Here is a 13,169-nt window from a genome sequence, read left to right on the forward strand (position 1 = left end):
GCTCAATGCCAGTCGGCAGCGGCGACCGGGTCCAGGCTGAAGCAGTTGGCCAGCAACAATGGTCATTGCAGGCTACGCGGCCGTCGGGCTCTTCGTCGTTGGCGGAAAGCCGCAGTCGGCGGACACGCAGTCGCTCGCCATTGCTGTGCCAGCATCGACACGATTCACGCATCCTGTCGACAATCCGTCGCAGATCGTGTGAGCAACCGGTACAGGACTTGCTCGCGATCCCGCCATGGAAATGCACTCCCGGAGACCTTGATGGACAGCCCTTCCGCCACTCTGCGCTGGCCCGACCTGCTCCCCGCGCACGATCGCTTCGACTACCGGCCGATCACGCGTCGACCCGACTACGCGTGGCCGAACGGTGCGCGGCTGGCCGTGTACATCGGCTTCAACATCGAGCACTTCGCGTTCGGCGACGGCCTCGGCGCCAGCATCGGACCAGTCTCGCCGCACCCCGACGTGCTGAACCACGGCTGGCGCGAGTACGGCAACCGGGTCGGTGCGTGGCGCTGCCTCGATCTGTTCGATTCGCTGTCACTGCCGACCGGCACGCTGATCAACACCGCGCTCTACGACCATTGCCCGGAACTGGTGCAGGCCTTCGCGGCGCGCGGCGACGAGTTGATCGGCCACGGCCACAGCAATGCCGAGCGGCAAGGGACGCTCTGCGAAGAAGCCGAGCGCGCCTTGCTGCTGCGCTGCCGCGAAAGCATCGCGCGCGAGAGCGGGCAGCACGCGGCGGGCTGGCTGTCTCCATGGATCTCGGAGAGCGCGATCACGCCCGACCTGCTGGCCGAAACCGGCTATCGCTACACGCTCAACTGGTGCCATGACGACCAGCCGATGCGCATGCGCACGCGCGGAGGCGGCTCGATCTGGTCGGTGCCCTATCCGCAGGAACTCAACGACATCCCGATGATCGTGGCGCGCCAGATGGACATGAGGGACTTCGGCGCGATGGTGGTGGACAACTTCGAGGAGATGCGGCAGCAGTCGCGCCGGCAACCGCTCGTGATGGGCCTCGCGCTGCATCCGTACATCGTCGGCCAGCCGTACCGCCTGCGCCACCTGCGTCCGGTACTGGAACACCTGGCAGCTGCGCGGGACCGCGGCGAGATCTGGTTCACCACGCCGGGCGCCATTGCCAGCCACATGGACACGCTCGCGGCCGAACGGCCTGGCGACTTCGCATGAGCACGTCCTGGCGCTGCGGCTGAACCGCGGTCATTGCGGCCATCGCGGCCAGGCCTTCGCCCGGGCGCACACGCGCGATCTTCGCGACTCCCTACAAGTCGAAGTTGGTCGGCATCATGACCACGTCGCGGATCGTCATGCCGCGCGGCCGCGTCAGCATGAACTTCACCACCTCCGCCACTTCGCTAGCCTCCAGCAGGCTGCCGGACTCCCTCGCCTCCTGCAGCTTCTCCGGCGGCCAGTCGGCCAGCAGCGCACTGATGACCGGGCCCGGTGAAATCGAGCCGACCCGGATGCCGTGCCTGAACACCTGGCGACGCACCGTCTGCACGAAGCAGTTGATCGCCCACTTCGACGACGCATAGACGGGCTCCCACGGCGTCGGGAAGTGCGCCGCCAGCGAGCTCGTGACGATGATGTCGCCGGTCTTGCGCGCGATCATGTGCGGCAGCACGTCGTGCACGTTCTTCATCACGACGTTGACGTTGAGATTCAGCATCCGGTCGATCGCGTCGGTATCGGCGTCGACCAGGTCGCCGCCGACGTAGCTGCCGGCATTGGCATGCAGGATGTCGAGCTGGCCGGCTTTCTCCAGCACCCGCGGCAGGAGGGTCGCGCAGTCCCTGGCGTCGAGCAGGTTGATGACCAGCGGGATCACCGCATCGCCGTGTGTCTTGCAATGGGCCTGCAACGCTGCCTCGTCGCGGTCCACCATCACCACGCGTGCGCCTGCGGCCACCATCGCCTCGGTGCTCGCCAGGCCGATACCCGACGCCGCGCCGGTGACGGCCGCGACCTTGCCTTCCAGTTCTCTTGCCATGCCGTGTCTCCAGTGCTGTCGTCCCGACAGCAACGATAGACGCCGTCGACGCTCGCAGGGATATCGCAAGGGTTTCGCGCCGATACTTTCTCGCGCCTGCGCCCGAGGGACTTCCCTGAGACACGAGCGCCTTCACCCGGCAGATTCACCGGCGCGCTCGCATGACACGTTCGACGTGGCGCGCGGCGCCGCGCCGGCTGCCGCTAGATCTCGATCTTCGACCCCAGCTCTACCACCGCGTTGTTCGGCAGCCCCAGGAAGTCCGCCGCCCCGCTCGCGTTGTGGTGCATCTGCGCGAACAGCTTCTCGCGCCACGGCGCCATGCCGCTGCCGATCGTCGGGATGACGACGTCGCGCGAGAGGAAGTAGCTGGTCGTCATCGGCTCCAGCTGGCAGCCGCGCATGCGCGCGTTCTCCAATGCGCGCGGCAGGTCGATGTCGTTCTTGAAGCCGTAGTGCACCGTGATCTGCCAGCAGTGATGGCCGAGCGCCTCGATCTCGATGCGCTTGTCCATCGGCACCCAGGGCACCTCGTGGTTGCGCACGGTGACGAACATGTTCTGGTCGTGCAGCACCTTGTTGTGCTTGAGGTTGTGCAGCAGCGCGTTCGGCACCACGCCGGGCTCCGCGGTCAGGAACACGGCCGTGCCTTCGACGCGCGTGGGCGGACTCACGAACACCGAATCCAGGAAGCTCTGCAGGTCGATGGAATCGGCACGCTGCACCTCGCCCATGAGCCGGCGGCCTTCCTTCCAGGTGATCATCAGGGTGAACACCGCGCCGCCGATCATCAGCGGGAACCAGCCGCCCTTGTGCAGCTTGAGCAGGTTCGACGCGAAGAACATGAAGTCGACGACGAAGAACCAGGCGGTCGACGCGATGCACAGCGCCAGCGGCAGCTTCCACGCGTAGCGGATCACGAAGAAGGTCAGCACCGTGGTGATCAGCATGTCGGTGGTCACGGCTATGCCGTAGGCCGCGGCCAGGTTGTCCGACGAGCGGAACATGACCACCGCCAGCACGATGGCCACGAACAGTCCCCAGTTGACGACCGGGATGTAGATCTGCCCGGCGGTCCGCACGCTGGTGTGCTCGATGTTCAGCCGCGGCAGGTAGCCGAGCTGGATCACCTGTCGCGTGACGCTGAAGGCGCCTGTGATCAGAGCCTGCGACGCGATCACCGTGGCGGCCGTCGCCAGCACCACCAGCGGAATCAGGGCCCAGTCCGGTGCCATGTTGAAGAAGGGGTTCTTCACCGCCTCGGGGTTCTCCAGCAGCAGCGCGCCCTGGCCGAAGTAGTTGAGCGTGAGCGCCGGCATGACCACCGAGAACCACGCGATGCGGATCGGGCCCTTGCCGAAGTGGCCCAGGTCGGCATAGAGCGCCTCGGCGCCCGTCACGCACAGCACCGTGGCGCCGAGGATGATGAAGCTGGTGACCGGGTTCTCCCACATGAACTTGAGCGCGTAGTACGGGCTCAGCGCCTTGAGGATCTCCGGGTGGGTGAGGATCTGATTCACGCCCAGCACCGCGATGACCGCGAACCAGGTCAGGGTGACCGGCCCGAAGAACTTGCCGATGCCGGCCGTGCCGCTCTTCTGCACGAAGAACAGGCAGAACAGCACTACCAGCGTGACCGGGATCACGAATTCGGTGAAGTGCGGCGACACCACTTCCAGGCCCTCGACGGCCGACAGCACCGAGATGGCCGGCGTGATGACGCCGTCGCCGTAGAAAAGCGAGGTGCCGAAGATGCCCACCAACAGCAGCACCTGGCGCAGCTTGGGCTTGTCGTGCACCGCGCGCGAGGCCAGCGCCAGCATGGCGACCAGGCCGCCCTCGCCCTCGTTGTCGGCGCGCAGCACCAGCACGACGTACTTGAGGGAAACGATGACCGTCAGGGTCCAGAAGAACATCGACAGGATGCCGTAGACGTTGTCGATGGTGAATTCGACGTGGCCATGCGCGAACACTTCCTTCATCGCATAGAGCACGCTCGTGCCGATGTCGCCGTAGACGACGCCGATGGCCGCGATGATCAGCGCGGCGGATGAGGATTTGGGGGCTGACACGAGGGTCGCTGAAGAGCGGGTCGGCGAAGGATGCCGGGCACCGCGGGCCGCCTGCGCTGCCTCGCTCACCCTCCCGCCCTCTTTTTGTCCGATTGCTGTGGGGCTGCTATTTTGACGCTGCGGCCGAGGGCCGCAAGGGGCGTTGTGGCCGGTTGGCGTCAATCGGCGGGGGCGCCGGGCGGCCGCCCCTCATTCGTAGACCTCGGCGTCCGGATTGGTCGCCTCGAGTTCGTAGCTGGCCGCCACCATGGCCAGCCGGGCCACCACGCCGTACATGTAGAAGCGGTTCGGCGCGCTGGCGCCGGGTTTGGCGCCGGGCTGAGGTAAGTGCGCACTCTCCGAAAAAGCCAATGGCACGAAGCTCGCGCCCGGGGAGACCAGGCTTTCATCGGGGCTGCGGCCGGCATGCACGCGGTAGAAGCCGCCGACCACGTAGCGGTCCATCATGTAGACCACCGGCTCGGCCACGCCATCGTGCACGCGCTCGTTGGTCAGCACGCCTTCCTGCACGATCAACGGCTCGAACTCGGCGGTCGGGCTCATCATGCTGCGCGTCTTGGGGTCGAGCGAATCCAGGTCCTTCACGTCGCGCACCGTCAGCACGCCGACGCCGGCGGCGCCGTTGTCGGGCTTGATGATGGCGAAGGGCTTCTCGTTGATGCCGTATTCCTTGTACTTGCGGCGCACCTTGGTCAGCACCGTATCGACATGGCTGGCCAGCACGTCCATGCCGGTCTTCGAGCCGAAGTTGACGCCTTCGGCGCGCGCATACATCGGGTTGATGAGCCACGGGTCGATGCCCAGCAGCTTACCGAAGCGCTTGGACAACTCCTCGTAGCTGTGGAAATGGTTGCTCATCCGCCGCGACGGCCAGGCCGCATGCAGCGGCGGCAGCAGGTACTGCTCGTGCAGGTCTTCCAGGATGCCCGGGATGCCGGCCGACAGGTCGTTGTTCAGCAGGATGGTGCAGGGGTCGAAGTTCTTCAGGCCCAGGCGGCGCTTGGTGCGCACCACGGGCTCCAGGCAGACCGTCTCGCCGTTCGGCAGCGCGATCTTCTTGGGCGACTTGATGGCCGGGTCGATGGAGCCGACCCGCACATTGAGCCCGGCCATCTGGAAGATGTGCACCAGCTGGGCGACGTTGGCCAGGTAGAAGGTGTTGCGCGAGTGGTTTTCGGGGATGACCAGCAGGTTGCGCGCTTCCGGGCAGATCTTCTCGATCGCGGCCTGGGCGGCCTGCACCGCCAGCGGAAGCATTTCCCGGGTCAGGTTGTTCCAGCCGCGCGGGAACATGTTGGTGTCCACGGGCGCGAGCTTGAAGCCGGCGTTGCGCACGTCGACCGAGGTGTAGAACGGCGGCGTGTGCTCCATCCATTCCAGCCGGAACCAGCGCTCGATGGCCGGCATGGAGTCGAGCACGCGCTGCTCGAGCTCGTTGATGGGGCCGGTCAGGGCGGTGACGAGGTGGGGGACCATGGACGGGGGACCTTCGGAAAACCGGAGTGCGATTGTAGGGAATTGGGGCTGACCCCCGGCTTTTGCAACCGCGCGATGGCGGCGACTTGGCGGCTTGCTACTTGCGCCAGAAGGAAGGCGTCAGCAGCGCCAGGAAACTCAGCAGCTCCAGCCGTCCCAGCACCATCGCGAAGGTGCAGATCCACACCTGGAAGTTCGTCAGCACGCCGAAATGCGACGACGGCCCGATGTCCCCGAGCCCCGGCCCTGTGCAGTTGACGCTGGCGAGCACGGCGCTGAAGGCGGTGATGGGGTCGAGGTCGGTCAGCACCATCAGCATGCTCAGCGAAATGATGGTCACGCCATAGACGAGCATGAAGGCCAGCACCGAGAAGATCACCCGGTTGTCGATCACCGTGTTCCCCAGCGTCACCGGCTGCACGGCGCGCGGATGCACCAGCCGCGTCATCTCGCGCAGTGCCTGCTTCACCAGGATCAGCACGCGCACCATCTTGATGCCGCAGCCGGCCGAACCGGCGCTGGTGGCCAGCCCCGAGAGCAGCAGCATGAGCATGGGCGCGAAGGCCGGCCATTTCAGGTAGTCGACGGTGGCGTAGCCGGTCGTGCTGCCCACCGAGATAGTGTGGAAGATGCCGTAGCGCAACGCGTCGAGCGGGCCGTAGACGCCCTTGATCCACAGCACGGCCGAAACCACCAGGCCGCCGCCAACCAACGCGATGAGCGTCGCGCGCATCTCGGGATCGCGCCAGAAGCCGCGCAGGCTGCGCTTGCGCACGGCGATGAAATACAGCGCGAAGTTGCAACTCGCGGCCAGCATGAACAGGACGGCGATCGCTTCCAGCCAAGGCGAATTGAAGTGCGCAAAGCTCGCGTCATGCGAGGACAACCCGCCCAGGCTCACCGTGCTGAACATGTGCATGAGCGCGTCCATCGGCGTCATGCCGGCGGCCCAGTAGGCCAGTCCGCAGACCACGGAGAAGGTCGAGTAGATGCCCCACAGCCCCTTGGCGGTTTCCTTCACGCGCGGCGTGAGCTTGCTGTCCTTGATCGGCCCGGCGATCTCGGCCTTGAAGAGCTGGCTGCCGCCCACGCCCAGCAGCGGCAGGACCGCCACCGCCAGCACCAGGATGCCCATGCCGCCGAGCCACTGCAGGAAGGTGCGCCAGAAGTTGATCGACAGCGGCAGATCGTCGAGCTTGGTCAGCACCGTGGCGCCGGTCGTGGTCAGCCCCGACACGGCCTCGAAGTAGGCGTGCGTGAAATTGACAGGCCGGCCGATCTGCTGGAGCGCCCACATCAGCGGCACGCTGGCGAAGACGGGCAGCAGCACCCAGGTCAGCGACACCAGGAAGATGCCGTGGCGCGGCTGCAGCTCGCGCTTGAACTTGCGCAAGCCGCCCCACAGGAGGAAGCCGACGACGAACGTCACCCCGGCCGAAGTGCACCAGACGTGCAGCAGGCCGTCCTTCTGCACCCAGGACACCACGCCGGGCAGCAGCATGCCCAGCGAGAAGAAGCCCAGCAGCGCACCCAGCACGCGCAGGACAGGAAAGAAGTCGCTCATGACTTCAGAAGAAAGTCGCGCCCACGCGGAACAGCTTCTCCACGTCCCGGATCTGCCGCTTGCGCGGGATGAAGATGACGATGTGGTCGTTGCTCTCGATGACGGTGTTGCCGTGCGGGATGATCACCTGTGGCGGCAGCGGCGGCTCCTTGGCGGGCGGCGCGCCCTCGCCGATCTCGGGCAGGCCGCGCATGATGAGCCCGACCTGCGCGCCCTTGGGCAGCTTGAGGTCGTCGATGCTGCGCCCGACCACGCGCGAGGTCCTGCGGTCGCCGCGCGCCACGATCTCCATCGCCTCGGCCACGCCCCGCCGCAGGCTGTGCACCGCCTGCACGTCGCCCTGCCGCACATAGGCCAGCAACTCGCCCAGCATGGTCTGCGAGGGCGACAAGGCGATGTCGATCTGCGTGCCGTGCATCAGTTCGGCATAGGTGCGGCGGTTGACCAGCGCCAGCACGCGCGTCGCGCCCATGCGCTTGGCCAGCAGGCTGGCCATGATGTTGTCCTCGTCGTCGCTGGTGAGCGACATGAAGAGGTCGATCGTCTCGATGCCTTCTTCCTCCAGCATGTCCTCGTCGGTGCCGTCGCCGTGCAGGACCAGCACGCCGGGCAGTTCGGAGGCCAGCTGCACGCAGCGGTCGTGGTCGCGCTCGAGCACCTTGAGCTGGTAGTCGCGTCCCGTGGCCAGCAGCTGCTTGGCCAGCCGCAGCCCGACCCGGCCACCGCCGGCGATCATGATGCGCTCCACCTCCCGCTTGGCCGACTGGTCGTAGCGGTGCAGTGCCCCGAGCACGGCCGGCAGGTGCTCGCGCGCCGACAGCACGAACACCTCGTCGCCCGGCTCGATGCGCGTGATGCCCTCGCACGTGATGAACACGTCGGGCTTGTCTTCCAGGCGGCGGTAGATCGCGACGATGCGCATGTCGGCATTCGGCACGCACTCGCTCAGTTCCGCGATGCTGTGCATCACCAGCGGCGCGCCGGCCACGGCCCGCACCGACACCAGGCAAGCCAGCCCGCCGGCAAACTCGCGCACCTGCAAGGCCTCCGGATACTCCACCAGCTTGCCGATGTAGCGGGTGAGCGATTCCTCGGGGCAGATGATGCGGTCGACCGCGAAGCCTTCCTTGCCGGTGAGCGGGCTGTCGTCCGTGTAGGCGCTGGAGCGCACGCGCGCGATGCGCGTGGGAATGCCGAAGACCTGGTAGGCCACCTTGCAGGCCACGAGGTTGGTTTCGTCGAGCGCGGCGCAGGCAATCAGCATGTCGGCGTCGCGCGCGCCGGCCTCGGCCAGCACCTCGGGCTCGATGCCGCTGCCGACCACGCCGCGCAGTTCGAAGCGGTCTTCCAGCTCGCGCAGGCGCCGGGCGTCCGTGTCGATGACGGTGATGTCATTGCGCTCGGACACGAGCGTGCCCGCGACGCTCTCGCCGATCCGGCCTGCGCCGAGGATGATGATTTTCAAGTGGTGCTCCCCCGGGGCGCTTTATACGCCTGAAGGAGCCCGCATCAACCGCGAACTTCGCCTTGCCCGAGGACCACGTACTTGAGCGAGGTCAGCCCCTCGATGCCGACCGGGCCGCGCGCATGGAACTTGTCGGTGCTGATGCCGATTTCCGCGCCGAGGCCGAATTCGAAGCCGTCTGCGAAGCGGGTGCTCGTATTGACCATCACGCTGGCCGAATCCACCTCGCGCAGGAAGCGTTGGGCATGGACGTGGTCGCGCGTGACGATGGCGTCGGTGTGGTGGCTCGAATAGCGGTTGATGTGGGCGATGGCCTCGTCCACGTCCTTCACCACCTTGATGCTGATCACGGCGGCGAGGTATTCCTCCGACCAGTCGGATTCGACTGCATCCACCGCCGCCAGCCCTGCGCCGCGCACGATGGCGCCGGCGGCCGCGTCGCAGCGCATCTCCACGCCCTTGGCAGCGAACACCTCACCGATCAGCGGCAGGAACTTCGGCGCCGCGCCCTCCGTGACCAGCAGGCCCTCGGCGGCATTGCAGGGGCTGTACTTCTGCGTCTTGGCGTTGTCGACGATCTTCAGCGCCATGTCGATCTCGGCCGTGTCATCGACGAAGACGTGGCAGTTGCCGTCCAGGTGCTTGATGACCGGCACCTTGGCCTCGCGGCTGATGCGCTCGATCAGGCCCTTGCCGCCGCGCGGGATGATCACGTCGACGTATTCGGGCATGGCGATGAGGCGGCCGACGGCTTCGCGGTCGGTGGTCTGCACCAGTTGCACCGCATCGACCGGCAGGCCGACCTCGGCCAGCGATTCGGAGACCAGCAGCGCCAGCGCCTTGTTCGATTCGATCGCCTCCGAGCCGCCGCGCAGGATGGCCGCGTTGCCGCTCTTGATCGCCAGGCTGGCGGCCTCGATGGTCACGTTGGGGCGGCTCTCGAAGATCATGCCGAACACGCCGAGCGGTACGCGCATCTGGCCGACGCGGATGCCGCTGGGCATCTGCTTCATGCCGATGATCTCGCCGATCACGTCGGGCATGGCGGCGAGCTGTTCGCAGCCCTCGGCCACGGTGGCGAGCACCTTGGGGGTGAGCTTGAGGCGGTCGACCATCGGTGCCGACAGGCCGGCCGCGACGGCGCGGTCGATGTCGCGGGCGTTGGCTTCGGCCAGTTCCGGCCCGGCTTCGCGCAGGCGGCGTGCGAGCGCCCTGAGCGCCTTGTTCTTGATGGCGGCATCCGCACGCGCCATCTGTGCGGCGGCGGCCTTGGCTTGCAGGCCGAGCGCCTGCATGTGTTCGTTGACGTTGAACGCGTTCATGCCGGGATTTTCCCACCGCTTGCGCCCGCGCAGGCGCGGCAGGTCATTTGCGCCAGCCGGTGCAGCGCCTGCCAGCCATTGGCGGGCCAGTCGGGCTGCTTGAGGCCCTTGACGATGCCGTCGACCACGTGGGCAGAACGCAAGAGCTGGTTCAGCCGGCGCTCGTCGATACGCGGCAGCACGCGCTCGAAAGCGCGCTCCTTGTTGCCCCAGATGCGGTTCTCGCGCAAGGCCATCGGCAGCGGGCGGCCCGCGGCCATCGCGTCCTTCACTCGCTTGAGCGCGCGGATGTCCTCGGCCAGCGTGTAGTGCACCAGCACCTCGGCCTCGCCCTCGGCCTGCAGGCCGTCGAGCATGCGGGCCACGCGCTGCGAATTGCCCGCCAGCACCGCCTCGCCGAGCTTGAACACGTCATAGCGCGCCACGTTGTGCACGGCGCTCTCGACCTGTTCCCAGCCCAGTTCGCCGGGCGGATGCAGCAGCGCGAGCTTCTGGATTTCCTGGTGGGCGGCCAGCAGGTTGCCTTCGACGCGGTCGGCGAAGAACTGCAGGGTGCGCTGGCCCTCCTCGCCGGCCTTCACCCGCTGGCCCTGCAGCCCCAGCCGCTGGGCGATCCACTGCGGCAGGGCGGCACGCTCGATCGGGTCGATCTGCAGCGTCACGCCGTTCGATTCGAGCGCGCCGAACCAGGCGCCGGTGCGCGTGGCCTTGTCGAGCCGGGGCAGCACCACCAGCGTGAGCGTGCTGTCGTTGCCGATGGCCGACTGGCCGAGCTGTTGCAGCGCCACGCTGCCGTCCTTGCCGGGCTTGCCGGAGGGAATGCGGATCTCGACGATCTGCTTGTCGGCGAACAGGCTCAGCGAGCCGCCGGCCGCGAGCACGGCGCTCCAGTCGAAATGGGCGCCGGCCACGGTGTACGAACTGCGCTCGGTGTAGCCCTGGGTGCGCGCGGCCGTGCGGATCGCGTCGGCCGCTTCCTGCGCGAGCAGGGGCTCGTCGCCATGCAGGGTGTAGAGGGGGCGCAGCCCATCCTTGAGGTGCGCCGCGAGCCGGCCCAGGGGGAGTTCCATGGGGCCGGAGTTTAGGAGACTCTGGTCCGGACCGCGGAGGACCGGGCCGCAGCCTCCGTTGGCAGGCTGTTGATGCTCAGGCGGCCAGCGCTTGCTCCTGCAACTCGGCCCGCGCGAAAGCCGACAGCAGCGCGAACGCGGACGCCGCCGTGCGCCCGCCGATGTCGCGCCAAGGGTTGTACTCGGTCAGCTCTATGGCCACGCAGGCCGGGTCGGCGGCATGGCCGTGGAGGGCCTGCAGTGCGTCGACCAGCGCGATGCCCGCCTCGACCGGCGTGCCGGTGCCGGGTGCATCGGCGGGGTCGAGCGCGTCGAGGTCGAAGCTCAGGCCCCAGGCCGCGGTGTGCCGGCGCACCAGCGCGAGCCCCTCCGCAAGGCAGGCGCCGAAGCCGCGGCGATCGACTTCCGGCATGTACATCACGCGCACGCCCAGCGATTCCAGCAAGGCGCGCTCGCCCACCTCGTAGCTGCGCGCCCCGATGATGACCAGGTTGCCCGGCTTGACCTTGCCCTTCCAGCCGTAGAGCGAGGTGAGTCCCGGCGTGCCATGGCCAAGCAGCGCGGCCACCGGCATGCCGTGCGGCGCCAGGCTGTCGGAAGATTCAGGCGTGTGCGCATCGAGGTGCGCGTCGATCCAGATGAGGCCGATGTCGCCCTTCTCGCGCCACGCGTCGGCGACGGCGCTCCAGGTGCCGACCGCGCAGGAATGGTCGCCGCCGACGACCACCGGCATCGCGCCCTGCTGCAACTGCCGGCGCACGGCAGCGGCCAGCCTGACGCTGAACTCCTCGACCGAGTCCAGCCGCGCCTGGGGTTGATCTTCCGGACGCGCTTGCACCATGTCGACCCATCGGGCGTCGCGATGCGGCCCGGCCAGGTGCTGCGCGAGACCGCGCTCGCGCAGCGCCCGCGCGCCCAGCTTGCAGCCGCTGTCGCTGGCGCCCTCGCCGACCTCGGCGCCGATCAGGGCCAGGGGTTTGTACTTCAGCATTTCAAGCCGCCTTTCGCACGGTGTCGGCGCCTTGCAGGGAGTAGCCGAACAGGTCCTTTGGATCGTCCATGGTCGGCACCAGGTCAATCTCGCGGCCCACGTCGTGCGCGAGGGCCAGTCGATGCACGTAGCGCAGGGCGGACAGGTCTTCGAGCGCGAAGCCGACCGAATCGAACAGCGTGACCTGCTCTGCGTTGTCCCGCCCGGCGACCCGGCCGGCCAGCACTTCCCACAGCGCGGTGACGGCGAAATCGGCCGGCATCTGCTGCAGCTCGCCCTCGACGCGGGTCTGCGGCTCGTACTCGACGAACACCTTGGCGCGATTGAGGATCTCCGCCTCCAGCTCGGTCTTGCCCGGGCAGTCGCCGCCGACCGCGTTCAGGTGCATGCCGGGCTCCAGCAGGTCGGCCGTGAGGATGGTCGCGTAGGCCTTGTCGGCTGTCACGGTCGTCACGATGTCCGCGCCCTGCACCGCATCGCGCACGCTGGTGGCGCGGCGCACCTGCAGCGCACCGCTGCGAATCTGCGGCGCGAGGTTGGCGAGCAGCTTGCTGGTGGCCCGCGGATCGACGTCGTACACGCGCAGTTCGCGGATGCCGAGCCGGTCCATGAAGGCCAGCGCCTGGAACTCCGATTGCGCGCCGTTGCCGATCAGCGCCATCGAGCGCGAACCGGGCCGGGCCAGCGCGGCGGCGGCCATGACGGACGTGGCCGCGGTGCGCAGCGCGGTGGTCATGGTCAGCTCGCTCAGCAGCATCGGGTAGCCGGTGGCCACGTCGGCCAGCACGCCGAAGGCCATCACGGTGGACATCTGCACGCGCGGGTTGCCGGGATGGCCGTTGACGTACTTGAAGGCGTAGAGCTGCTGGTCCGACACCGGCATCAGCTCGATGACGCCGCCCTTCGAATGGTTGGCGGTGCGGGCGCTCTTCTGGAAGTCTTCCCAGCGCAGGAAGTCCTCGCGGATGCAGGCTTCCATCTCCCGGCTCATGCGCTGCGCACCGAGTTGCCGGATCAGGTGCCGCATGTCGTGGATGTCGACGTAGCGTGTCATTTGTCTTCCTTGAAGGCCACCGCGGCCGATAAGGAAGTCTAGGTTCGCAGCCCTCTCTGCAAAGGACGTTGTACGTCGTGCCGAGGCCTTTTCAGGCAGTCTTGAGGCTCAATCACTTCCGATTCGGAAGTCCCG

The 13,169-nt window shown here is 67.5% G+C and carries 10 protein-coding genes; 1 reads left to right on the top strand and 9 read right to left on the bottom strand.

The features are described from left to right. The first annotated feature begins 261 nt into the window (after positions 1-261). Positions 262-1,200 (top strand): polysaccharide deacetylase family protein, encoded by a 939-nt coding sequence (locus HCU76_RS12550; protein ID WP_218509480.1) that lies wholly within the window; start codon positions 262-264, stop codon positions 1,198-1,200. Between the two features lie 91 nt (positions 1,201-1,291). Here HCU76_RS12550 and HCU76_RS12555 read toward each other — a convergent pair whose 3' ends face one another. From HCU76_RS12555 to HCU76_RS12595, 9 genes are all read right to left on the bottom strand, one after another. Then, complete coding sequence (locus HCU76_RS12555) at positions 1,292-2,020, bottom strand: SDR family oxidoreductase (protein WP_218509481.1); 729 nt, start codon at positions 2,018-2,020, stop codon at positions 1,292-1,294. Positions 2,021-2,223: 203 nt separating this feature from the next. Further along, positions 2,224-4,092 carry a potassium transporter Kup gene (locus tag HCU76_RS12560; RefSeq protein ID WP_218509482.1) on the bottom strand — a complete coding sequence of 623 codons (1,869 nt, stop codon included), beginning with the start codon at positions 4,090-4,092 and terminating at the stop codon, positions 2,224-2,226. A 189-nt stretch (positions 4,093-4,281) separates the two neighbouring features. Further along, positions 4,282-5,568 (bottom strand): glutamate--cysteine ligase, encoded by a 1,287-nt coding sequence (gshA, locus tag HCU76_RS12565; RefSeq protein ID WP_213956083.1) that lies wholly within the window; start codon positions 5,566-5,568, stop codon positions 4,282-4,284. 97 nt (positions 5,569-5,665) lie between these two features. Next, positions 5,666-7,132 carry a TrkH family potassium uptake protein gene (locus tag HCU76_RS12570; RefSeq protein ID WP_213956084.1) on the bottom strand — a complete coding sequence of 489 codons (1,467 nt, stop codon included), beginning with the start codon at positions 7,130-7,132 and terminating at the stop codon, positions 5,666-5,668. A gap of 4 nt (positions 7,133-7,136) precedes the next feature. Then, positions 7,137-8,597 carry a Trk system potassium transporter TrkA gene (gene trkA, locus HCU76_RS12575; protein WP_213956085.1) on the bottom strand — a complete coding sequence of 487 codons (1,461 nt, stop codon included), beginning with the start codon at positions 8,595-8,597 and terminating at the stop codon, positions 7,137-7,139. Positions 8,598-8,641: 44 nt separating this feature from the next. Continuing rightward, positions 8,642-9,919: a glutamate-5-semialdehyde dehydrogenase gene (locus HCU76_RS12580; RefSeq protein WP_218509483.1), complete on the bottom strand. Its 1,278-nt coding sequence runs from the start codon at positions 9,917-9,919 to the stop codon at positions 8,642-8,644. Beyond that, the gene (gene holA / locus HCU76_RS12585; protein WP_213956087.1) at positions 9,916-10,989 is read right to left on the bottom strand and encodes a DNA polymerase III subunit delta; all 1,074 of its coding nucleotides are present in this window, start codon (positions 10,987-10,989) and stop codon (positions 9,916-9,918) included. Before holA ends, HCU76_RS12580 begins: the two co-directional genes overlap by 4 nt. 76 nt (positions 10,990-11,065) lie before the next feature. Beyond that, the gene (locus HCU76_RS12590; protein WP_218509484.1) at positions 11,066-11,980 is read right to left on the bottom strand and encodes an arginase; all 915 of its coding nucleotides are present in this window, start codon (positions 11,978-11,980) and stop codon (positions 11,066-11,068) included. 1 nt (position 11,981) lies between these two features. Then, complete coding sequence (locus HCU76_RS12595; RefSeq protein ID WP_213956089.1) at positions 11,982-13,034, bottom strand: ornithine cyclodeaminase; 1,053 nt, start codon at positions 13,032-13,034, stop codon at positions 11,982-11,984. Between the last annotated feature and the right edge of the window lie 135 nt (positions 13,035-13,169).

The sequence above is a fragment of the Variovorax sp. dw_308 genome (genome assembly GCF_019207085.1).
Taxonomy (GTDB): domain Bacteria; phylum Pseudomonadota; class Gammaproteobacteria; order Burkholderiales; family Burkholderiaceae_C; genus Variovorax.